Source organism: Bacteroides sp. An279 (assembly GCF_002159615.1).
Classification (GTDB): Bacteria; Bacteroidota; Bacteroidia; order Bacteroidales; family Bacteroidaceae; genus Phocaeicola; species Phocaeicola intestinalis.
Window position 1 is genome coordinate 1 of the sequence record NZ_NFJA01000006.1, and the last position, 23,451, is coordinate 23,451.

At 49.7% G+C, this 23,451-nt stretch carries 24 protein-coding genes and 1 pseudogene; 22 read left to right on the forward strand and 3 right to left on the reverse strand.

Translation table 11 applies throughout. From position 1 onward, the window contains the following. Positions 1-127: 127 nt before the first annotated feature. From B5F78_RS01860 to B5F78_RS01935, 13 genes are all read left to right on the forward strand, one after another. Complete coding sequence (locus B5F78_RS01860; RefSeq protein ID WP_087405852.1) at positions 128-601, forward strand: hypothetical protein; 474 nt, start codon at positions 128-130, stop codon at positions 599-601. Positions 602-661: 60 nt separating this feature from the next. After that, positions 662-1,111 (forward strand): hypothetical protein, encoded by a 450-nt coding sequence (locus B5F78_RS01865; RefSeq protein ID WP_140399989.1) that lies wholly within the window; start codon positions 662-664, stop codon positions 1,109-1,111. Positions 1,112-1,204: 93 nt separating this feature from the next. Next, a complete protein-coding gene (locus tag B5F78_RS01870) occupies positions 1,205-1,786 on the forward strand; it encodes a hypothetical protein (protein ID WP_025893088.1) in 582 nt (193 codons plus the stop codon). Between the two features lie 75 nt (positions 1,787-1,861). Further along, positions 1,862-2,611 (forward strand): hypothetical protein, encoded by a 750-nt coding sequence (locus B5F78_RS01875; RefSeq protein WP_013616528.1) that lies wholly within the window; start codon positions 1,862-1,864, stop codon positions 2,609-2,611. A 1,750-nt stretch (positions 2,612-4,361) separates the two neighbouring features. Further along, complete coding sequence (locus B5F78_RS01895) at positions 4,362-4,757, forward strand: sodium transporter (RefSeq protein ID WP_087405806.1); 396 nt, start codon at positions 4,362-4,364, stop codon at positions 4,755-4,757. A 670-nt stretch (positions 4,758-5,427) separates the two neighbouring features. Then, positions 5,428-5,940: a transcription initiation factor IID gene (locus tag B5F78_RS01905; RefSeq protein WP_087405808.1), complete on the forward strand. Its 513-nt coding sequence runs from the start codon at positions 5,428-5,430 to the stop codon at positions 5,938-5,940. Between the two features lie 161 nt (positions 5,941-6,101). Next, positions 6,102-6,968 carry a helix-turn-helix domain-containing protein gene (locus tag B5F78_RS01910; RefSeq protein ID WP_087405809.1) on the forward strand — a complete coding sequence of 289 codons (867 nt, stop codon included), beginning with the start codon at positions 6,102-6,104 and terminating at the stop codon, positions 6,966-6,968. A gap of 87 nt (positions 6,969-7,055) precedes the next feature. Next, positions 7,056-9,464, forward strand: coding sequence for a hybrid sensor histidine kinase/response regulator (locus B5F78_RS01915; RefSeq protein ID WP_087405810.1), 2,409 nt, complete (start codon positions 7,056-7,058; stop codon positions 9,462-9,464). After that, positions 9,452-10,762, forward strand: a complete 1,311-nt coding sequence (locus B5F78_RS01920; RefSeq protein ID WP_087405811.1) for a sigma-54-dependent transcriptional regulator — start codon at positions 9,452-9,454, stop codon at positions 10,760-10,762. Before B5F78_RS01915 ends, B5F78_RS01920 begins: the two co-directional genes overlap by 13 nt. Positions 10,763-11,057: 295 nt before the next feature. Next, a complete protein-coding gene (locus B5F78_RS01925) occupies positions 11,058-11,501 on the forward strand; it encodes a dihydrofolate reductase family protein (RefSeq protein WP_239473399.1) in 444 nt (147 codons plus the stop codon). A 219-nt stretch (positions 11,502-11,720) separates the two neighbouring features. Further along, positions 11,721-12,338, forward strand: coding sequence for an RteC domain-containing protein (locus tag B5F78_RS01930; protein WP_087405813.1), 618 nt, complete (start codon positions 11,721-11,723; stop codon positions 12,336-12,338). Between the two features lie 89 nt (positions 12,339-12,427). After that, positions 12,428-12,586 carry a hypothetical protein gene (locus tag B5F78_RS17515; RefSeq protein WP_164470529.1) on the forward strand — a complete coding sequence of 53 codons (159 nt, stop codon included), beginning with the start codon at positions 12,428-12,430 and terminating at the stop codon, positions 12,584-12,586. 2 nt (positions 12,587-12,588) lie between these two features. Continuing rightward, positions 12,589-13,194, forward strand: a complete 606-nt coding sequence (locus B5F78_RS01935) for a GNAT family N-acetyltransferase (RefSeq protein ID WP_087405814.1) — start codon at positions 12,589-12,591, stop codon at positions 13,192-13,194. Between the two features lie 178 nt (positions 13,195-13,372). On the opposite strand, the gene mobC is transcribed toward B5F78_RS01935, so the two are convergent. From mobC to mobA, 3 genes are read right to left on the reverse strand one after another with little or no spacing between them, the layout of a single operon-like run. Next, entirely contained in the window at positions 13,373-15,382 is a 2,010-nt protein-coding gene (gene mobC / locus B5F78_RS01940; RefSeq protein WP_087405815.1) for a conjugal transfer protein MobC, read from the reverse strand. A 32-nt stretch (positions 15,383-15,414) separates the two neighbouring features. Further along, entirely contained in the window at positions 15,415-16,662 is a 1,248-nt protein-coding gene (gene mobB, locus B5F78_RS01945) for a conjugal transfer protein MobB (RefSeq protein ID WP_087405816.1), read from the reverse strand. Continuing rightward, a complete protein-coding gene (mobA, locus tag B5F78_RS01950) occupies positions 16,647-17,084 on the reverse strand; it encodes a conjugal transfer protein MobA (RefSeq protein ID WP_005650187.1) in 438 nt (145 codons plus the stop codon). Before mobA ends, mobB begins: the two co-directional genes overlap by 16 nt. 7 nt (positions 17,085-17,091) lie before the next feature. On the opposite strand from mobA, the gene B5F78_RS17925 reads away from it, so the two are divergent. The 9 genes and pseudogenes from B5F78_RS17925 (at position 17,092) to B5F78_RS01990 (ending at position 23,426) form a co-directional block, all read left to right on the forward strand. Further along, positions 17,092-17,220 carry a hypothetical protein gene (locus B5F78_RS17925; protein WP_255376581.1) on the forward strand — a complete coding sequence of 43 codons (129 nt, stop codon included), beginning with the start codon at positions 17,092-17,094 and terminating at the stop codon, positions 17,218-17,220. A gap of 230 nt (positions 17,221-17,450) precedes the next feature. Then, positions 17,451-17,672 (forward strand): hypothetical protein, encoded by a 222-nt coding sequence (locus B5F78_RS01955; RefSeq protein WP_140399991.1) that lies wholly within the window; start codon positions 17,451-17,453, stop codon positions 17,670-17,672. A gap of 153 nt (positions 17,673-17,825) precedes the next feature. Continuing rightward, positions 17,826-18,632, forward strand: a pseudogene (locus tag B5F78_RS01960) (ParA family protein); the annotation flags it as partial. Between the two features lie 5 nt (positions 18,633-18,637). Then, complete coding sequence (locus tag B5F78_RS01965; RefSeq protein WP_005650191.1) at positions 18,638-19,054, forward strand: DUF3408 domain-containing protein; 417 nt, start codon at positions 18,638-18,640, stop codon at positions 19,052-19,054. A 36-nt stretch (positions 19,055-19,090) separates the two neighbouring features. Next, positions 19,091-19,387 (forward strand): DUF3408 domain-containing protein, encoded by a 297-nt coding sequence (locus tag B5F78_RS01970; RefSeq protein ID WP_087405819.1) that lies wholly within the window; start codon positions 19,091-19,093, stop codon positions 19,385-19,387. Next, positions 19,381-20,055 carry a hypothetical protein gene (locus B5F78_RS01975; RefSeq protein ID WP_005650194.1) on the forward strand — a complete coding sequence of 225 codons (675 nt, stop codon included), beginning with the start codon at positions 19,381-19,383 and terminating at the stop codon, positions 20,053-20,055. Before B5F78_RS01970 ends, B5F78_RS01975 begins: the two co-directional genes overlap by 7 nt. A 177-nt stretch (positions 20,056-20,232) precedes the next feature. Continuing rightward, positions 20,233-20,544, forward strand: coding sequence for a DUF4134 domain-containing protein (locus B5F78_RS01980; RefSeq protein ID WP_005650196.1), 312 nt, complete (start codon positions 20,233-20,235; stop codon positions 20,542-20,544). Positions 20,545-20,580: 36 nt separating this feature from the next. Further along, on the forward strand, positions 20,581-20,913 hold the full coding sequence (locus B5F78_RS01985; protein ID WP_087405820.1) for a DUF4133 domain-containing protein: 333 nt from the start codon (positions 20,581-20,583) through the stop codon (positions 20,911-20,913). Beyond that, positions 20,910-23,426: a TraG family conjugative transposon ATPase gene (locus B5F78_RS01990; RefSeq protein WP_087405821.1), complete on the forward strand. Its 2,517-nt coding sequence runs from the start codon at positions 20,910-20,912 to the stop codon at positions 23,424-23,426. Before B5F78_RS01985 ends, B5F78_RS01990 begins: the two co-directional genes overlap by 4 nt. Positions 23,427-23,451: the final 25 nt, after the last annotated feature.

The following is a 23,451-nucleotide window of genomic DNA, read 5'->3' on the forward strand; positions in this document are numbered from 1 at the left end:
GCATATATGAAGAAGATGAATTTGGAAATACCATAATTTGATGAGAATAAAAATAGAATGTTAACAAGGTCGAGATAACAGCTAAACGCTGTTGCTCACCAAACCATTAGTGATAAATGTGTATGATATGGATATAGCGAAAATTATATATATTAGTTTAACAGTACTGACTACGTGGGTGTTTATGAGTACAGCAATTCCGATTGATACTTATAATCATCTTTTTGGAGTTATGGGCTCTTATATCTGCGCAGGCTGCTCTGCATTGTTTGCAAGCTGGATTGCATGGTGTTGGATACGCCCATTTTCTTATAGTAAGTATTTATTGTGTGGTCTGTTTACCGCATTTCTATTTCATGTGGGTTTGACTATTTGTTGCAGTATTCCAATTATCATTTTATCTTGTCGTGGAATTCATGTGTTTAGTACTGAACCTATAACTCTGAGCGGTGTATTAAGCTATATCTTCTCTATTTTCATAATGACATTCTACTTTGTAGGTCTTTTTTCTTTGGGACTATGCTTGCTAATTGCAAGTATTACCAAGATAATAGTATGGAAATTGAATATAAGTAAGAATATCACTAATAATGCAGGATAACGGCAAGCCGTTTCCTGCTGAACCATTAACATCAATTGGGCAATACGAGTCATCAAATTTATGGAAATTAATCTCTCTAAAAAGAAAAAATGGATACTTAGGATTATTTGCATTTGTGTTTTATTACAATTGCCGGTAGTCTACTTCATGGATAAGTTCTATTATTTTAATGACGATAATATTCGTTATACAATCGGAACTTATTATAAAGAAGGGGTTATTGTCAATTCGAGTTCGAATAAAGAAAAAGGATTTATTTATTATGTTGATAGTATTAAACATGTTGCAACAACAGGAAAATTTAATAACACAGATATTTCTCATACACATGTATTGATAATGTTTTCAGCGGTATTTCATGGCAATGCAAAGGTCTTAAGTATTATTGTTCCTAAATGGGTACTTGCACCACCCAAAGCCGGTTGGGAACAGTTCCCTCCTGACATAAACTGGAAAGGAGCTGAATTAGATACTGCATATATGAAGAAGATGAATTTGGAAATACCATAATTTGATGAGAATAAAAATAGAATGTTAACAAGGTCGAGATAACAGCTAAACGCTGTTGCTCACCAAACCATTATAAACAGTATTGATTGAAATATGACGAAATCCAAATTCTTTTATATCATTCTCTGTATTCATCTATTATCTGGAATAATAGGATTGATAACTTTGAATTTAATAGGTAATTGTGACCGGTTACGCTGGAATATTGGTGATATTCTTCGGTTATTGTTTTTCCTTACTCCTTTCGTTCTGATGTTCTGTGTTCCTAAAAAACTACCTACATGGAGCAAAGTCTGTATGCGCATTTATTTTGGAGTATATATATTTCCATTCGTCATTTTTCCTCCATTATGGTGGTTTCTATTCAACTTTGACACTGCTGTAGCTGAAAACAATCAATATATAATCCGTCAATATAGATATGGAGGACGTGATTATTACGAACAAAAAAGTATATATAAAAAAAGTGGAATCTTAGAGAAATATGTAGGGCTTTTTGACAGCTCTGACTCTTATAGTGAGTTAAACCAGTTGGATTATGAAATAAAAGAATTTAAGATTGATAACATGACATTTACAGGAAATGTGCTCTTGAAACGAAATGAAAATGGGCAAGTTGTAACTAAAGACACGCTTATTGTTTACCCGATATACGAAAAAGAAGCACCTATGTAATTCAGTTTATAACAAGGTCGAGATAACAGCTTAAGGCTGTTCCTCACCAAATCATTATAAACAGTAATGCAAAATATGAAACAGAAAATATACCATATCAGTATCTTTTTACTCTTTTGGTTTTGTGGAGTAGCCTATCCACAAAATCACAAAGCGGATATTTTGCAGCAAGACCTTTCTGGCTTGTTTGACAATTCAAGCATGATTGGCATATTAGGAGAAGATTGTAGCCGAATTGACATTCATATTACCGATGCTCGGAAAATGGATAGTAGAGAATATGAGATAATGGGTATCAGTCGTACCCGATTGTCCGTAATATGTCCGTTTAAGGGAAAGGTTTGTATAGATAGCATTTCTTCCTGTTCTCAAATAATAAAAAGTGAATATACGGAAGTGGACGGTTTCATATACGGGCATTACTCGTTTGAGGAATACGGAGATAAACGATATTGCGGTACATTCTCCGGTTCTTTCAAACAAGGGTATCGGATGAGAGGACAACAAATAGAGAAAGGACTAAATGAAATATCAGAACTGAAATTGAACTTATCTGAATATCGGGGTAAGTGGAAATCCGCAAAGGGGCTGACAAAAGTCTGTTCCTGGGCAGATGAAATCATACCAGATACTCCAGCAAACTTCTGCCTGTTTAATGATGCAGGAGAATGGGTTGTATCACCGAAATATCGTAAGAATGGTTGGGAAAATCTATATAATGCCTATCACAATGAGAATCTGACAACGGACGAGATACAAAAGGCTCGTGAAGTGGAAGAACAGGAATGGTGGGTAAATAAAAGCCAATCATGCAAAGTAAATTGAGTTTATAACAAAGCGTGATAACGCTTACAGCGTTTCCCGCTTAGCCATTATGAACAGTAGCAATATATGATACATAGAATATTAGGATATTTATGGTATAAGACAGAATACTTAATCCGACATTCAGATTCTTGGCATGTCCCAGATGTGTTAAGTATTGTAATTATGTTTTACGGAGTAGATATAGCTTTGATATATTGGGCAGCTACAAGTGTTAATCCGGGACCACTTTTTCTGCTTGCCTTTCCTCTTATATGGATTATTCTGTATATCTATTATCATTATAAACGACGGTATTTGAAAATTCGAGAGGACGAATCGTATAAGAAATATTCCAATATATGGGCTATTCTATTTTTAATATTACCGTTTATTATTCTAATTGTATTGCTGTTTATGGCAGATAAATTTTATATGCCATATTAATCTTTTATAATAAAATAAGTTCATAACAAGGTTGAGATAACAGCTAACGCTGTTTCTCACCAAACCATTAGCGAAAACATATTAAGATGAAACGGATAGAATTGTTTTTTAATATGCTATACTATTGTAATTATATGATTTTTCATAAGGTACAAAAAGGTATTGATTGGCTTCTCCTCTCTATACTGGACAATACATGTACACGAAAGTTCTGCAAAAGCAATGGTTACTGGGAATATGTAAACAGCGTTAAACAGATATATAATAATTTGATGTGGTCTTCAGAAAATAAAAAGAGACCTCCGTTTAAAATTCTTAGCATGGCAGACACAGGAATTATTTTATTTATTTGCATTAACTCATTTACAATACTGATTATCTTACTTACTATACTGGATGCTATAGCCCTAAAAACAGGTATAGGAGTATATGATTTTTTCAATAATAAAATGGTATTGGGATTACTAATAATTATTCTTTGTATAATGATATATTTTACTTATCATGTTTTTATAGATAAGAACGATAAATATGTTTCTTATTTTAAGAAATTCAGGAAACAGAAATTTTGGAAACTATTTATATGGTATATACTATCTTATAGTATGTCTATAGCTTGTCTTTGTATAACTTTAAGGTTTATTCTGACAAAATAATAACAGAAAGAATATTTCACTAACAACGCAGGATAACGGACAAGCAGTTCCCTGCTGAACCATTAGTAACAATAATATTGAAAATGAAAAAAAGAAAAGAGACGATAAGTCGTTTTGAGTTAAATAACTTGATACGAGAGGGTAAGAAATACAGGTATTATTTTTTTGATTATCTGTATTATCGGTTGTATGTTGGTTATCGGAGACATAATGAACCTGCACGTATCAGTTCCTGTCTCTTTTTAGGGATGATTTGTATAATACTGTTTGGCTTTTTAGGTCTTTTCTTTAACAAAGTACTGAATTATGATTGGTTATTAGACAACTTTACCCCCATTCAGGTGAAAGGAATATTTGTGGGGTTAGGAATTTTTTTCCCTATTGCATTTTTTATTCGATACAATCGTAAAAGGACTACCGCTATACTTTTGAAATACAAAGGCAATATATGGAATAAGATAATTCCTGCATGGATAATATATTTGTCTCCTATATTAATATTCTTTATATGCATATTGATGTGTAAAATATTATTTCATCTAAAAATGATTTGATGTTTAAGAGATTAAATATAAAAATCCGCTAACATGGTAAAGCCAACAGCAGAACACTGTTGCTCACCAACTTATTACTGACAAAAATAAATCAAGATTTAGAAACAACAGCTTATGAAAAAGATTATTGATTACCTGTTTTACAGGTATTATCTGATTTCCATCAAGAATGAGGAATTTCCTCGTTTTGGGGCAACATGTGTATTGGCTGAAGTTGTTACAATGGTTTATTTGTTTGCTGCGCTGATATTGTCGTTCCTTTTTACGGGAGATTTCTTTTTACCCAGTACATCCGGGAGAGCAAGAATAATAATAGGGATAATCGGCTGTTTTCTGCCCTGGCCTATCATCTATCTACATTACAACAAAAAAAGAATAAACGCTTTAGTGGAAAAATATCAAAACAACAGATACAATACCAAATATTCAGACAAGGCGGTGTTAAGCCTCCGCTATATAGTACCAACAGTAGGGCTTATTCTGATGCTGTTACTTTATCAGTTCAGATAAATTACAACATATCTTATACATATAAAGTTAATGGAATGAAAGATTTAATGGAGAAATACTATAATGTGATTTATTATTGTACATATAAAATACTATTCTATTTTTTGTACAGACTTATTAATCCATTGTATTGGATTAGGTTGAAGAAATGGAATAATAATTATATTAATCGTATTATATCGATTAGTAAAAAGATAGAGGCTGATGCAGCCCATAAAGGTGTAATTCTTTGGGTTGCAGATTATGCTACCGTTTCCGTGTGTCATATTAGTCTTTGGATAATTGCTGTTATATGCCTTATTGGAATTCAGTCTTTAAAAATAAAAAACTTATTGATAATTGCTTTTAATCCCAATGGTTTATTTTTTCTCCCATTATGGATAGCCATAGGCTTATTTATGTATTATATCAATAAATGTTTTTTATTTAAGAACGACAAGTACAGAAAGTATTTCAAGCAATTTGACAAAGAGAAAAAATATGTGCAATATTATAGTATCTATTTGATTTCCATAATTATACAATTTGCAACTTACTATATATTACTCAAAAGCTTATTTATAGAATAACTGCTCATCAAAAAAAGTCAATATATTGATATTCAGTCTTGTTCCCTAAGTCAATGTATGAAACTGAGGGAAAAAAGTGAAACAGATTAAATTAGATAACAATGAAAATCAAGGAATACGATACCAATGAGTTGCTGATGATAGCCAACAATGTTACCGGAGAATATTCGGATAAGCAAGTCAGGCAGGCGAAAGAGGAACTGTACCGGCGCGGTGTAGAAGACAAGGTGATAGCCGACATCATGGAAGAGAAAGAGGAAGCCTTCATGAGAAGGCTGGATGCCGCCGCCCTTGCGGAACAGGCACGGCTCGACAAGAAAAGAGAGAAGAACAGGAATGTCAGTTACCGGTGGTGGGAACTGATACCGATGTTCCTGTTCGCCCCATTTTATATGTCCTATGAAATGAGGCGTCTTCCAGGTATCATTGTTCTACTGCCTGTCCACTTGCTAAGCTGGACCCCTGTTGACTTCAGCGATATGTTCAGGGAACTGAGAAGGCTGAAGGAGGAAAAGTATGACCTGAAATTCAAGCAACGGCTTACAGCACTGATTGCAGGAGACCTGCTCTATTTTACCGGAGTATGGTATTACTTTATCAGTCCCAATCTATAATCCTACCAGAAAAAACTGTATTTCACTTATAAGAACATACATCCCATTTCTACAATACAATAAAACCGTGCATTGATTTTTGTCAGGATTTGGAACAATAGTCCAGCGACTCCACGCTACTTTTGCCGGAGAACCATTATAAACCATTAAAACAGAGAAAGATGAAGCTGAGAATTACAGAAGCGGTGCTTGCGGAGGCATACAGGGCAAAAGTGTGCAGGGAACGGATGGAAGAACTGGCGGAGAGCATACGGAAGTCGGTGAAGGAACGGCACTCGCTGCCGAAGATGAGAATACGGCTGGCGGAGTACGGCAATGACACGGAACTGATGCTGACGGCAGTGAGCGCACTGCGGAAGGATAAGGAAGCACCGTCGGCAAGGGACAGGGATTTCAGGGCATGGATGCTCATGCTGTGCCGCTCACGCGAGTATGAAGTGATCTGCTACATGTGCAATGAACTGACGGATGCATGGGAACGGAAATACCGGACACGGGAAATGCTGGTGCTATGCGACGTGCTGCATACACTGAAAGGCCATGCACGTACGAACGAGATGACAAACAGGGTATGCGACTATTTCTTCAGGGAAAGACGCAACAAGCTGTATGGCAAGATTTTCCGCATAGAGGAAAAGGATATGGCATACGCCGAGAGCAGGCTGCCGGAACTGGACAAGGCGGTATTCCGCATGACAGTGAACCACTACAGCCACCGCACATTCGTGGCGGAAGAACTTGCCGGACTGTGCGGCATGGGCTATTCGCTGATGCGGCGCAAGTTCAAAACATACTACGGTATGGGGCCATCGGAGTGGCTGCGCCGGGAGCGGATAAGGCGCATAGAGGAGGACATGGAATACCGGGTGGAACTGCCGCTGAAGGAAGTAGCCGAGCGCAACGCCTTCGGCTCGGCAAGCAATTTTGCGGACTTCTGCCAGAAGCAGACCGGAATGAGTCCGTGCGAACTGAAAGCCATAGGACATGAGAAATGGGAGAAGCGCAGGATGGATTTCTGGAACCAATAAAAACGCGCACTGATTTTTATCAGGATCTGGAACATCCCTTCGGGAAGGTTCCACTAACTTACCGCCTAAAAAACAATCCGAAAATACATGAACAACAATACATTTTCAAGATGGAAGGAATCCCTCCACCTGAAAATCCTGTCGGGCTATCTCATACTGGGACTGCTCGTACTGGGCATCATCACGGCTGTATGGTACGAAAAGCAGGTATTCGAGCAGGCGGAGGCAGAGGAACGCAGCCTGCTCATGCAGCGTGCTGCCGCCAGCGAAGCATACCGGGGACTGATCACACTGTTTCTGGACAATGACCGCGCAATGCTGTGGGACGACTCGGACATGGATACATACGACCGGCGGGAATCGCACACGATGGAGGTGATAGACCGGCTGAAAGGCTACTACGGAGAGCCGGCACAGACGGCAAGGATAGACACGGTAGTAAGGCTGCTGCACGAGAAACGCAGGCTGATCGAGCGGATGGTGGATATGCCGACCACGGCGTACCGCATGGACAGCCTGCTGGAACGCCACCTGCCCGGACTGGAGCAGACGGCATCGGTACGGACAACGACAGTGACGGAACGCACCGAACCGGAAGAGGAAAAGAAACGGGGCGGACTGTTCGGCCTGTTCCGCAAGAAAAAGAAAGAAGAACCGGCACGCACGACCACACGGGTGAGCACGACACCCAACACCCGGCACATTGCGGAGATGCGGCGGTTTGAGGAAGAGATGCGTACGGCACTGGCAGAGCAGGAACAGGCATTCTCCCATCTGTCGGACTCACTGAAAATACGCAACAGCATACTGAACCGGAACCTTTCGAGGCTGATACGGGAAATCGGACAGGACGAGACGGAACGCATGGAAGAAAGGCACATGCGGGTGGCGGAACTGAGAGAAACGGCATTCGTACTGATATGCGGCATATCGGCGGCAGGTGTCCTGTGTGCGGTGCTGCTGTATGTGGTAGTCCATAGGGACATCCGCCGCCGCACCAGAGACAGGAAACAGCGGGAGGAACTGATAGAGACCCTGCGCAGGTCGGTCCGGGAGAATGAAGAGTTGATAAAAAGCAGACAGAACATCATGCAGACGGTGACGCACGACCTGCGCTCACCGCTGACCGCCATCCGCGGCAATGCGGAACTGATACTGAAGGACGGGAACCGGGAGGCAACGGCGCTGCACGCGGAGTATATACGGCAGTCGGCGGAGCGTATGGGGGCACTGATGGAGAACCTGCTGGACTACTACCGCATAGACAACGGAAAGGAGACCGTCAGGGTGAAGCCGTTCAGACTGGCGGGAGTGGCGGAAACACTGGAAACGGAGTTTGCCGCACGGATGGAAGAGAAACGGCTGGAGTTCAGGGTGAACAACGCCGCTGACGAGGTGGTCATGGGCGACAGGAACCTGATACTGCGTATCGGCAGCAACCTGCTGTCGAACGCACTGAAGTTTACGGAACGCGGGGGCGTGACACTGACCGCCCTGTATGCCGGAGGGAAATTCACGCTTGCGGTGGAAGATACCGGAGGAGGAATAGACAAGGACAAACGGGAACAGATATTCAAGCCGTTCGAGCGGCTGAGCAATGCCGCCACGCAGGACGGCTTCGGACTGGGACTGTCGATAGTGAAAAGCCTTGCGGAACTGATGAAGGGCAGTATATCGGTGGAGAACATACGGAACACGGGCAGCCGCTTCAGCGTGGTGCTGCCGCTGCCCCAGGCGGAGAAAGCCGGAGAGACAGACCGCAAGGCAGCAGCGAGGCGGACAAGACTGGGCGGATGTTCGGTGTTGTCGCTGGACAACGACAGCATCATACTGGGGATGATACACGACATATTCGTGCAGAACGGAGTGCACTGCGACACCTGCACGAGCACGGGGGAAATGGCGGAGAAGCTGCGCGAGGGACACTATGACCTGCTGACCACGGACCTGAAGATGCAGGACGCAAGCGGCTACGAGGTGCTGGAACTGCTCCGCATGTCGGACATAGGCAACTCACGCACCATCCCCGTGATGGTGGTGACCGGCTCGAAAAGCATCACGAAAGAGGAGCTGGCAGGTGCGGGCTTCGGCTCGGTGCTGTACAAGCCGTTCTCCATCGACGAACTGCTGACAGCCGCGGAAGAATGCATCGGCGAGGACAGCACCCCACGCATAGACCTCGGCCCGCTGTTCGCATACGGCGACAAGAGGCAGAGGCTGGAATGTCTGGTCAGGGAAACGGAGAAGGAAATGGCCGCCATACGGGAGGAAGCGGAAAGGTGTGACAGGGACAGGCTGGACTACTGGATACACCATATCCGCAGCTCGTGGATGCTGATACATGCCGAAGGACCGCTGCAGGAGCTGTATGACGTGCTCCACGGAAATGGGACGGCAGAAGAAATCAGGGAGTATGCCGGCAAGGTAACCGGTCAGGGCGAAACGATTATCCGGCTCGCCCGAAAGGAAATGGAGAAAACGGTATGGGAAGAATAATAGTGATAGAGGACAACCCGGTATTCCGCGACCATGTCTGCGGAATGCTGGAGAAGGCAGGCTACAAGACCCGCACGGCATACGACTGTGCCGGGGCACGGAGGCTGCTGGAGGAACTGGACGATGGGGACATCATCGTGTCGGACCTGCGTCTGCCCGACGGGGAATGTACGGAAGTGCTGGAGCGGATGCGGGAAGCGGGTATCAGAAACCCGTTTGTCATCATGACCGACTATGCGCAGGTCGCGTCGGCTGTCAGCTCCATGAGGCTGGGAGCCGAGGACTATATCCCCAAGACCCTGCTGCAGGAAAAGCTGCTTCCGAGGATAAGTGAGCTGGTACGCAAATCGGAAAGAAGGCATATCATGCCCATACTGGAGCGCAGAAGTGCCGCATTCCGGACCATCGACCGGCGTATTTCACTGGTAGCCCCGACGGACATAGGTGTGCTGATACTTGGAGAGAACGGCACGGGCAAGGAACACGTAGCAGAAAAGATACATGCGCAGAGTACCCGGCAGAAAGGTCCGTTTGTCGCGATAGACTGCGGTATGCTGACACGGGAGCTGGCGGCATCCGAGCTGTTCGGATACGAGAAAGGCGCATTTACGGGAGCCATAACCGGAAAGAAGGGCTGCATGGCGGAGGCTGACGGCGGCACGCTGTTTCTGGACGAGGTGGGCAACCTGCCCGCTGAGGTACAGCAGAAACTGCTGCGTGCGCTGCAGACCAAATGCTACCGTCCGACGGGCTGCACCCGCGAGCGGAAAGCGGACGTACGCATCGTGGCGGCGACCAACGAGAATCTGGAGAAGGCAGTGGAGGAAGGACGTTTTCGGCGGGACCTGTATCACCGCCTGAAGGAGTTTGTCATCAAGATACCGCCGCTGCGGGAGTGCCGGGAGGACATACTGCCCCTTGCGGAGTTTTTCCGGGAGCTTGCCAACGAGGAACTGGGACGGCATACGGAAGGATTCGACAAGGAGGCGGAAAAGGAACTCATGAGGCGGATGTGGGCAGGAAATGTGAGGGAGCTGAAACAGACGGTGCGTTCCGCCGTCCTGCTGACGGAAGGAAGGCTGATAGGCGCTGACAGGCTGGAAGCGGAAAGTACGGCACAGGCAGGCAGCTCCCTGCTGCTGAAAGACGGGAATGAGGAAAGGGAACGCATCGTGCGGGCACTGGCACAGGCGGACGGGAACCGCGAAATGACTGCCGGACTGCTGGGTATCAGCCGCACGACCCTGTACAACAAGATGAAAGAATACGGTATCATGCAGAAAAAGAGCGAAAAATGAGAAAATCTCGACTGAAAATCCTATCTTTGCATGAACATAGTAGAAAAACGGTACGGAGAAACACGGTTTCCCGTACCGATTAAGATATAGTATAGAATAAGACCGCAAGGCGTTCTAATGGAAATCTGGTAAATTTCGACATCGGGAGCGATTGCGTGATGCTTATGCTATGCCTTGGCATAGCGTGCATTCGCGTATATTTCCCGATTGGCTTTACCAGAGCCTCCATTAGAGATAACGTGTATTGCACGCTATTTTTTATTTTACGGCTTCCGGTCGCAACAGAATGACCGCTATGGCAAAAGTCCGATTACTTGCCGTCCTGACGATGGACGGCTGTCCGGCAGAAACAACCGGTCTGTCCGGGCGATGGCTTGGTTCCGACCAGTACGGGATAGGTGCGCTGAAAGAGGCTGCTACCTGCGTCCTGACAGAAGATACGTCGCTTACACTCCTCTCCAGCCGGATGGAAAACACCGGCGATTCCCTGAACTATCTGATAGAAGCAACCGAAAAGACGGCAGGTATCATCAACGGCATGATACGGATGCGGCTTGTGGATGAAATTATCCTCTACATGGTTCCCGTCATTGCGGGAAACGGCAGCAGGCTGTTCCAGTCGTCGCTGCCCGAAAGCGAATGGACATGCACGGGAAGCAGACAATGGAAGGACGGAATGGTACGGATAGCCTACGGACGGAAAACACCCCGCCAACGGGTGGTGACGTTCGGAAAATGAACGCCCGGAACGTTCAAAAAGTGAACGTACGTTCAGATTCTGAACAAAAAATGAGGCGTTGGGAAAAGCTCCAAAAAATATTTTCAGCAAATATTTCGTTGAATATCAGTGTGATATATCCATACTTAAAGAAAAACACTCCCGCAGGACCGCTATTTGTCCCATAGTTTTATGTGCGCACACTTCAAACCAAGTGTAATAACATAAAACTGAAAGAAAATGGAACACCTCATATTGACAGAAACAGACTTCTTCCGTCTGATAGACAACCCCGGCTCTACCGGACTGGGAACCGCATACAACGAGTTCACGACCACAGTAGTGTCCCTGTGCAAGGAAAGGGAAAGTGTCTGCCGGACTGTTTTCGCACTGAGCTATGCGGAAACGGAACTGCAATATCACGATGCCATGCAGGAGACGGACTCCAGCCGCAGCATGTATGTGAGAAAGGCGCTGTCGTTCGTGCGCAAGATGCTGAAGTATTACCAGGTACGGCTGCATCGGGGCGGAGCCTTTGACGGAGGCGAAAAGACAAACCAAAGGCAGGACGAAGCCGCTGCGATGCAGTGGACGGGAAGCACGGCCGAGCTGGTGGAACTGATTTACGGTCTGGACGAGATGAAGCTCATCAACGGAGGGGAAACGGGCATCAAGGAGCTGCTGGCGAGATTCTGCCGCATGTTCGGTGTGGAGATAAAGGAGAACCAGTGCTACAACACCTATGCGGACATCAAGCGGCGGAAGAACGAGAGCCGGACGTATTTCTTTGACAGAGCGGCGGAACGGCTGAACCGCAGGATGATGCGGGACGAGGAGGCGGAACGGAAGAGGCGGTAAAGCCGTTCGTCAGAAAAACAGGCATCCGAAAAAGGGATTTGCCGAAAAATTCTTATCTTTGCAGCAGAGAACCAAATCATTAACAAGTCATGGCATTAGAAATCAAAGCAATTCCTACGCTGAAAGGGAAAGAAGCCGAACGTTTCGTGAAGGAAGCGGACAAGGCTTACCAAAAGAAGGAGAAAACAGATTTCAGCAAGCAGGTGAAAATAGCCCGTGCCATATTGAAAAAAGCCAATATGTTGTAAGTATGGGATTCCTGTTAGATAAATGCAGTTTCTCTCCATTGGACGAAAAAGTCATTGCAGATTGCAGTCCTTTTTCATGCGGAAATGCAGACCTGGACGAGTTCTTTCAGCATGATGCCCCGCTTTACAGCAGGCAGATGCTGGGAAAGAGTTACTGCTTCAGGCTGGACGAGGACCCATCCGTGATAGTGTGTGCCTTTACGCTGTCGAATGACAGCATCCGTGTAGATATGCTGCCCAACAGCCGGGAGAAAAAAGTGCAGAAAAGCATTCCTTATTCCAAACAGATGCGCCGTTATCCCGGTGTCCTGATTGGACGGTTGGGCATCAATGTGGAATTTGCCCACCGTGGGATTGGAAGCGAACTGATGGAGTTTATCAAATCATGGTTTATCGACACAGGTAACAAGACCGGATGCCGTTTCCTTATCGTGGATGCCTATAATGAAGAAATCCCATTGGGGTATTATCTAAAGAACGGCTTCACATTTCTGTTTTCAACGGAAAGTCAGGAAGCGGAGAATACGGGATTTGACAAAGACACGAAACTGAGGACCCGACTGATGTATTTTGACCTTATCGGATTGGTCGGTGAAGTGGAAGAATAAGAGAAGGCAATCACCAGACTAAAAAGACAATAAGCCTCCCAGGCGAGCTGAAAGGCAGCATACTTGGGGGGCATTCTTTATTTATAACGGGAACAGACAAAAAAGGAAAATCCGTAACACGACAGTAAAAGGCTGTACGTGCTACGGATTTTCTCTTTTCATCTGACCGTATATCGGGTTATCTGCCGCTGAGGAGGTATTGCAGTTCGGGGTCGGACTGTATGCGCTGCAACTCGTCGGCAACAATCTGCCGGACCTCGGCACGGATACGGTTGTAGTTATCCTGGATCATCTCCTTCATGCGGTCGTTGCCGCCGGCATCGGTAAAGTCGGTGATGACGGGTATAGGCCGGTAAGCCTGTTCCTCACGCTTCACTTTCCCGGCATCGACCACAATCTCGCAATGGAAAATCTTCTGTTCGATACGCTCGTCGTAGTTGTCGGCGACGGCTCCCACGAACATGCCCTGCGTGAGCGTGGAAATCTTGCTTGCCGGAATCAGGCTTTCCATCTGCGTATTGATGGAAGTGGACTTGTCCTCGCGGTTGATGGTGATGCTCTGCCGCCTCTGGAGAATCTTGCCGAAACGCTCGGAAAGGGTCTTGGCGGTCTCGCCCACGACCTGACCGGAAAAGATGTTGCCGACGGTGTTCATGACCACGGCGGCCTCCTTGTCGCCGTAGTCACGCTTGAGCTGGGAAAAGTCCTGAAAACCCAGCAGGGTGGAAACCTTGTTGCTTCGGGCGGTGGCAATCAGGTTGTCCAGCCCCTTGAAGTAAATCGTGGGCAGCTCGTCGATGATGATGGAGGACTTGAGCCTGCCCTTCCTGTTGACGAGCTTGACGATGCGCGAGTTGTACAGCCCCAACGCCGCCCCGTAGATGTTCTGGCGGTCGGGATTGTTGCCGACACAGAGAATCTTCGGCTCGTCGGGATTGTTGATGTCGAGCGTGAACTCACTGTCGGACATGACCCAGTAGAGCTGCGGGGAAATCATGCGCGAGAGCGGAATCTTCGCCGAGGCTATCTGACCGGCGAGCTGTTCCATCGCCCCGCCTTGCCAGGCGTCCATGAACGGGGAAAGGTAGTTCTCCAGTTCGGGATAGCTGGTGAGAATCGGGAACAGGTCCTCGTAACGGCGGTTGAGCAGCTCGATGGCATGAGGAAAGGTGCAGTATTTCCCGTCCTGATAGATACGGAGGAACCATATCACGGCGGCGAACAGGATAATCGGAGACTCGACAAAGAAGTCGCCCTGCTTCTGCACCCAGGTCTTGTTCAAATTGAGCATTATCGTGTAGGCACTCTCGTAGGCATCGGTGATGTCCTCCATAAAATCCGGATGGATGGGATTGCAGCGGTGCGAGCGCCGCGGGTCGTCGAAGTTGATGACGTAGAACTTCGGCCTGACCCTGTATGCGTCCATGTGGTTCAGCAGGTGGTTGTAGGCAATGGTGGAAAGGTCGCTGAACTTGAAGTCGTAGATGTACATCGCAAAGCCTTTCTCAATCTGCTGTTTGATGAAGCTGTTCACCACGGCATAGGACTTTCCGCTGCCCGGCGTACCCAGTACGATGGTGGCACGGAACGGGTTTACCACATTGATATAGCCATTGTTCCACTTCTTTCTGTAGTAGAAACGTGTGGGCAGATTGACGGAATACCCGTTCTCCATGAGACGGGTCTCCTGCATGAAACTCTCGTTCTCGACATTGAACACGTCTTCCATGAGGTTGGTACGCAAAAGGCGGCTCATCCATGTGCCCGCCATGAGCAGGCAGACATAGCCCGCCGCCATTGAAGCGGTGTAGAGACCCGCAACCGCCTCCACCGGAAGCGGCAGGGAGAGCACCCACCAGTTGCCGAAGAACAGCACCAGCCCCGCGGCAAGTACCGCCCAGATCCGGCACCAGGTGATTTTCTCCTCCTTGACACCCTTCGTGCCGAGGCACGAGAGCGCGAGCAGAAGAAGGGCAAAGAGCTTCGTGTAGAGAATGTGATGGAACAGTCCGGCGGTACGGTCGAAGTTCATCAGTACCCGGTCCACGACACCTATGCCGATGCCCCACAGCCTTACGGCTTCGTAACAATACCAGTAGAGGTGGATGACCACTAGAATAATACTTACGGCACGGAGAAAATCCATGATTTTCGCCAGTGCCCTCAAATCGTCTTCCTGTTGTGACATAATCTGTTTCTGTTTTCAAGTGAATGACTGAATTATAATCCCTGTCCCTTGCGGCGCTTTTTCCGCCTGTGCCTGAGGTCGCGCTCGAAGGCGGCTTCTTCGGCCTGTGCGCCCGAAGCATCGCCGCCGAGCAAGCCCAAGCCGGAGGAATACCCCTCGTCGTATTCCACGGCGGGACGGGTGTCGGGCTGCTGCCCGTCCACGGTAATAGTGAACGGTATGGGCGGAGTGCCGGCATACGGCAGGGTGAAATGCTCCTGCAGGGCATTGGCGGAAAACTCCCTGCCCAGACGAGAACCGTTGAGCACACAGCCCGTGCGATGGTCGATGAAGGTCGCCCCGTAGATGCGCCCTTCGTCGGTGTGGCGGAACACCACATCCACGCCCTTGTCCCGGAGAAGGGTGACGAACTCCTCGCGGCGGTATGTCCGGGCAAGCGCGGCGGCGACGGTACGGCGGGTCGTCTCCGCCAGACGCCTGTCGCGGATTTGTTCCTTGGAGTATTCAAACCTGCGCTGTACGGCTTCGTAACCGACGGACTTGCCGATGCGGGAAGCCTTGAAGGGAGTGCCGGTCCTGTTACCGGTATCATCAGTGGCGGAATAGACCATCCCGTGATACTCGCGCCCGTCCACCATGCCACGGGCTTCCTCCACGGTGACGTTGTAGAGCGAGAGCAGAGCGCGGTATTCGCCCATTGTCTGGAACTTGTAGCCTGCCATGACCGCCTTGGCTACATTCGATACCTGCCGCTTGACATCGCCCTGCGATACGTCCACCCTGCGGAGCGGGTTGTCGGTACGGAGCCGGCGGCGGTCAGCCGGGTGCAGCCCGTACTTCTTTTCCAGCTCGGAGGTGATGCGCTTGCTGCGCCGGTGGATGAAGTCACGGTTGAGCCGCCTGCCCCGTTCGTCCACATTGACGGAAACGATGTGCAGGTGGTGGCGGCTGATGTCCTCGTGCTTGAACACGAGATAAGGCTGGTCGCCGTAGCCAAGCCTGTCGAGATACTCGCGTGCGAGCTGTTCCAGTTCCATGTCGGTCAGGCGGTCGTCGGGGTGCGGATTGAGGGAAATATGGATGACCTTATTCCGAGTGCGCACCTGCTCCGGCATGAACCGCTTGAAGTCCTGCTCGGCACGGGCTATGTCCACATGTCCGCTGCCGTCGTCGAAAATCCGGTTTACGGCAAGAAGCCTGCCTTCGCCCTCATTCACTTTCAGGCCGTTGTAGGCGAGTGCGCCGTACAACGATGTTCCCATGCTTATCTTCGCGACCATCTTTCCTCAAACTCTTTTGAAAGTTCCATGACCTGCCGCGTCAGAGCGGCCAGTTCCTTCGTGCATTGCTCCAGCTTGTAGAGCAATGCCATCGCCTTCTTTTCCGAGAAATGGCAGCGAAGCTCCCTGACCACCTGGTTGTAGTTGTTGCCGACCATGCGGTACTGCGCATGGAAAGCGGAGAGCTTCGTGCAATAGTCCAGCAGCGTCCTGTCCGTGACCAGCACACGGAAGGGCTGTCCGAAGAAGTGTGCTTTCAGGAACACTGCCCTCGCGTACACGCCGGATTTCTCATACATGGCAAGAAACTTCTGCCATTCCTCATTGTCGAAGCGCACCATCACGCAGTGCGACTTGCGGCTCTCTTTCGGATGCCGCCCCCATTTAAGGGACGCTTCATCCCCGTTCTTTTTCTTGTTCATCTTTATTATGGATTTAGTGGTTCGTTTCACGGCACAAGCGCAGCTTCCGGCACGCATACCGCAGGTAGGAAACAGGCTTCCCGACTTCGGAGGGGAAGCCCTCCCCCGCAAGGGGCAAGGTCGTTTCCGGGAGTAACCGGAAACCCTTTGAGTTACTCAAAGGACACCTTGCTGTGTCTTTAAGGACACAAGAATCCGTACACGACGGATTGGGGATAAACCTGCTATAACAACCTATAAAGGTATCGGTCGCCCGATACCCTTCGGCTGCCCAAAAGAAGGACGGAGCCGGGGGTACGATGTGCGCATCGGGAGCGTTGCCCTGCCGCTTGGGGGCAAAGGTACGGGGTAAAAACACACCGGGAAGTGGCTGAAAAACGCCACAAGCTACCGGAACGAAGCCAAATGCTGCCACGCAAGGGGGAAACGATACAGACCGGCGGATTTGTATATTCCTTTGCGGACAGAAACGATGAAGCAACAAGGCAAATAAATGGACATGGACGGAAACAGACATTTGAAAAGGCAGGTCCGCACGGACGGACAGACACACAGCTCCGCTGGCGTACTGACATACATACGTACTGATGCACTGACGTACATACGTGCTGACGTACTGACGTATTGGCGTATGACAACACACCAGCGGAGACTCAAACCAAGACCTCCGTAGAAATGCGTGTATGCAAGAAAGTGCGCATACGCATATATACAGAGGCAGAGAAATGAACAGGCGGGGAAGCATACCGCCACAGTCATAAACCCACAACGATTAAAACATACAGAAAAATGAACAAGGAAACATTCGTTGCATTCGCAACACAGAAAGGCGGTGTCGGCAAATCGACCGTCACCGCGCTCGTAGCCAACTACATCCACAACGTGATGGGGATAGATGTCGCCGTGATAGACTGCGACGAGCCGCAGCACAGCATCGCCGGGCTGCGCGACAAGGAAACGGCACTTATCGAAAAGAACGACAGCCTGAAAGCCGTTGCCTGTGAACATTTCCGCAAGTCGGGGCGCAAGGGATTTCCCATCGTCCGAAGCAACGCCGTGCAAGCGCTGGGCGATGCGGACAGCCTGCTGTCAGAGAAAGGATACCAGCCGGAAATCGTGTTCTTCGACCTGCCGGGCACGCTGAAAAGCGACGGGGTGATAAAGACGCTCTCGCAGATGGACTACATCTTCACGCCCGTCAGCGCCGACCGCTTCGTGGTGGAAAGCGCATTGCAGTTCGTGATGATGTTCAACGACAACCTCGTCACCACCGGGCTTGCCAAGACGAAAGGCATATCCCTGTTCTGGACAATGGTGGACGGACGGGAAAAGACCGGGCTGTACGACCTGTACGGGAAGCTGTTCGCCGAAAACGACTTCCATGTCCTTGACACGAGGCTGCCCGACAGCAAGCGTTTCCGCCGCGAGCCGTCGGACGACCGCAAGTCGGTGTTCCGCTCGACCATCCTGCCGCCGGACGCCTCCATGCTGAAGGGAAGCCGTATCCGCGAGCTGTCGGAAGAGATATGTTCCATCATCAACGGATAAACCTCATGGCAAGCCGAAAATTGAATACGGAGGGCATAGACGAAAGCCTGCTGCTTGCCTCCATAGGAAAATCCCGTCAGATGGGCGGACCTCCGGCAAGGGAAGGAACGGACGAACCCGATGCCGGCAACGTACCGGAAGATGCGGTACAGCCCACGGAAGCTAAAGCACGGAGCGAACCCGCGAAAAGAAAGAAGCCTGACTACGGCTCGACCTTCCTCAAACGGAACGAGGTGAAACTCCGGCACTGCGTGTACATCAGCAAGGAGGCACACAGCATCGTTTCCAAGATAGTGAACACCATCGCCGACAAGGAAATAACCGTGGGCGGCTACATCGACACGGTGCTGATGCGCCACTTTGAGGAGAACAAGGACGAAATCAACGACCTGTACCGCCGCAACAGGGACAATCTGATTTGAGGAAAACATTGTATCACATAAAAAAGTAAAGACGAAATGAAACTGAACATCCAAATTTTCAAAAGAAAGCAGAGAGAGGAAGCCTATAAGGGCAAGTGCCTGAACGGATGCAAGCCGGAAGGCACCGCACGGAAGGCGGTGTACATCAGCCGGGAGAAGCACAAGGCGGTCAGGCGCATAGCGGGCATGGCGGGAGAAAACGGGATGACCATATCCGGCTATACAGACCGCATCGTCACCGAACACCTTGAACACCACGGTACGGAGCCGGAGAGCCTGCACAGAAAGAAAAGCCACGATGTTGTCGGACAGATAGCGGTAAGCCTATGGTGACGCTGCTGCTAATCCTGATGATGGCGTGCAACCTGTGGGTACTGCTCTACCTGACATGGGAACGCAAGGAGTCACGAAAAGCTGACGGCAAGGACGGCATTGAACCGGCACGGGAACCGTTGCCCGATGTGATTGGAAAAAGCAGGTTCAGAATGCCGGAAATGAAGCCACAGGCTGCCACTCCGACGCCAAATGCTGCCACGGAAATGCAAAGCGAGGCGGTGGACGAAAAGGACGTTACCTTTGACGACGAAATGGAAACCGCCGGCAGCCACGCTGCGGAAACGAAGCCGTCGCGCCAAGTGCCCGACGAGGATCTGGACGAGGTTTTCAGGGACAACCGCGTCCACGACACGGACGGGGAACTTGAGGAAGAGCCGCCACAGGCGGGCGGAAGCACCTTTGACGAAATCGACCGTGCGGCAAGGGCGGTGAAGAACCCGAAGGCAGGGAAAGCCGACATCCTGCAAGCGGGCAAGGTATTCCACGAGCTGGAAGGGACAGAGTTCTACGACATGTTCCGGCGCAACAATGCCCGGTACGAGGCAAGGGTGTCGGAAATGGTGGAAACCTATCTCACAAGTATCCAGCCCGCAGAGAAGAAAACAAGAATGAAAGCGGCTGTACGGAAGGAATACGAGAACTTCAACATCCGCGACTATGTATAACAATGTAAAAGATGTAACTAAGATGCGAAAAAAGAAAACCGACTACGGCTAAATTATCGGCTTGCCACCGAATCCACTAAATCCAGAAGCCGGCTTTATCCGAAGCCGCAAGAATTAAAAAGTATCAATCGCCGAAGGGAATATCCGACCCCAAGGCACAAAAAACGAAAAAAGATTATGACAATGACATCGAAAAAGAAACAGTTCATCCTCGCAGCCCTTCTGCTGGCTGCCAACATTTCCGCCTTCGCTCAGGGTAACGGCATGGCGGGCATCACCGAAGCCACCAGCATGGTGACATCGTATTTTGACCCGGCGACAAAGCTCATCTACGCCATCGGCGCAGTGGTGGGTCTTATCGGGGGCATCAAGGTCTATGGCAAGTTCTCGTCCGGCGACCCGGACACGAGCAAGACCGCCGCAAGCTGGTTCGGTGCGTGTATCTTCCTGATAGTGAGTGCGACCATTTTACGCTCGTTCTTTCTCTAAACAGGCGTTTTCCATATATAATAAGATAAAAGGACAATGGCTGAATACCCGGTAAACAAGGGCATCGGTCGTCCGGTGGAGTTCAAAGGGCTGAAGGCGCAGTACCTGTTCCTGTTCGCGGGCGGGCTGCTTGCCGCCTTCCTCCTGTTTGTCATCCTGTACATGGCGGGCGTGAGCCAGTGGGTCTGCATCGGCCTGGGAGTCACGGCGGTTTCCGCCGTGGTATGGCTCACGTTCCGGCTGAACGCAATGTATGGGGAACACGGGCTGATGAAGCTGGGCGCGGCACGGATGCGCCCACGCTACCTGCTCCACCGCAGACGGGTATGCCGTATGCTAAGACGGAAAAAGAAAGGAGGAAAAGCATGAGAAACGTAATGAAAGCCACCACGCTGGAGAGCCGCTTCCCGCTGCTGGCGGTGGAACACGGGTGCATCATCTCGAAGGACGCGGACATCACCGCAGCCTTCGAGGTGGAACTGCCGGAGGTCTATACCGTGACGGCGGAGGAATACGAGAGTATCCATGCCACGTGGTGCAAGGCAATCAAGGTGCTGCCCGACTATTCGGTACTGCACAAGCAGGACTGGTATGTAAAGGAACTGTACCGCCCCGACTGGGAGAAGGAAGGTACGGGTTTCCTGGCACGGAGCAACGGGATGCACTTCAACGAGCGTCCGTATCTGAACCACAAATGCTACCTGTTCCTGACCAAGACGACAAAAGAGCGCATGAGGCGGCAGAGTAACTGGAGCACGCTGTGCCGTGGGCATATCGTCCCGAAAGAGATACGGGACAGGGAAACGGCGGTGAAGTTCATGGAGGCGGTGGAACAGTTCGCCCGCATCCTGAACGATTCGGGACACGTCCACCTGCGCCGCCTGAGGGACGATGAGATTACGGGAACGGAAAAGGAAACGGGTATCATAGGCAGATACCTGGCACTGACGACGGATGATACGGCGTGTCTGGAAGACATCGCCATGAGCGCGGAGGAGATGCGCGTGGGCAGCAACCGCCTGTGCCTGCACACGCTATCGGACACGGAAGACCTGCCGGCATCGGTGGAAACGGATTACCGCTACGAACGTCTTTCCACCGACCGCTCGGACTGCCGCCTGTCCTTCGCCGCCCCGCTGGGGCTGCTGCTTCCCTGCAACCATATCTACAACCAGTACGTGTTTGTCGGCAACAGCGACGAGGAGCTGCGCCGCTTCGAGAAGTCGGCGAGGAACATGCAGTCGCTCTCGCGCTACAGCCGCCAGAACGCCATCAACTGCGAGTGGATAGAGGAATATCTGAACGAAGCCCACTCACAGGGGCTGAAGTCCGTCCGCGCCCACTTCAACGTGATGGCGTGGAGCGACGACACGGAGGAGCTGAAACGGATAAGGAACGACGTGGGTAGCCAGCTGGCCTCGATGGGATGCGTACCGCGCCACAACACGACGGACTGCCCGACGCTGTTCTGGGCGGGCATACCGGGCAATGCGGCGGACTTCCCGGCAGAGGAATCGTTCCACACGTTTGTCGAGCAGGCGGTATGCCTGTTCGCCGGAGAGACCAACTACCGGGACTCGCCCTCGGCTTTCGGCATCCGCATGGCAGACCGTATCAGCGGCAAGCCGCTGCATATCGACATATCCGACCTGCCGATGAAGCGCGGCATCACGACCAACCGCAACAAGTTCGTGCTGGGACCGAGCGGAAGCGGAAAATCGTTCTTCATGAACCACCTGGTCAGACAATATTATGAACAGGGCACGCACGTGGTACTGGTGGACACGGGAAACTCCTATCAGGGACTGTGCGAGATGATACACCGCCGCACGCACGGACAGGACGGCATCTACTTCACCTATACGGAGGAGAAGCCCATCTCGTTCAACCCGTTCTACACGGATGACGGGGTGTTCGACGTGGAGAAAAAGGACAGCATCAAGACGCTGCTGCTGACATTGTGGAAAAGCGAGAACGAACCCGCCACGAAAACGGAATCGGCGGAGCTGGGAAGCGCGGTGAACGCCTACCTGCTGAAACTCCAACAGGACAGGAGCATCGTGCCTTCGTTCAACACATTCTATGAGTATATGCGGGACGTGTACCGCAAGGAGATGGAGGAACGCTATATCAAGGTGGAAAAGTCGGACTTCAACATCGACAATTTCCTGACCACCCTGAGGCAGTACTACCGGGGCGGACGCTACGACTTCCTGCTCAACTCGACGGAGAACATCGACCTGCTGCACAAGCGGTTCGTGGTCTTCGAGATTGATGCGGTGAAGGATAATGCCGAGCTGTTTCCGGTGGTGACCATCATCATTATGGAGGCGTTCATCAACAAGATGCGCCGGTTGAAAGGCGTAAGGAAACAGCTGATTGTGGAAGAGGCATGGAAAGCCCTTTCATCGGCAAACATGGCTGACTACCTGCGCTACATGTACAAGACGGTGAGAAAGTATTTCGGGGAGGCGATTGTGGTGACACAGGAAGTGGACGACATCATCAGCTCGCCCATCGTGAAGGAAAGCATCATCAACAACTCGGACTGCAAAATCCTGCTGGACCAGCGCAAGTACATGAACAAGTTCGACCAGATACAGTCGCTGCTGGGTCTGACGGAAAAGGAGAAGTCGCAGATACTCTCGATCAACCAGTCCAACGACCCGTCGAGGCGGTACAAGGAGGTGTGGATAGGACTTGGGGGCACGCATTCGGCGGTATATGCCACGGAGGTGTCGATGCAAGAGTATCTCGCCTATACGACGGAGGAGACGGAGAAGATGGAAGTACGCGAACTGGCGGAGAAACCGGGAGGCGACATGGAAGCCGCCATCCGTCAGGTGGCGGAGCGACGGAAAGAGGAACGGACGGGACAGTGAACCGGCAGGAAATATACAGTAAATG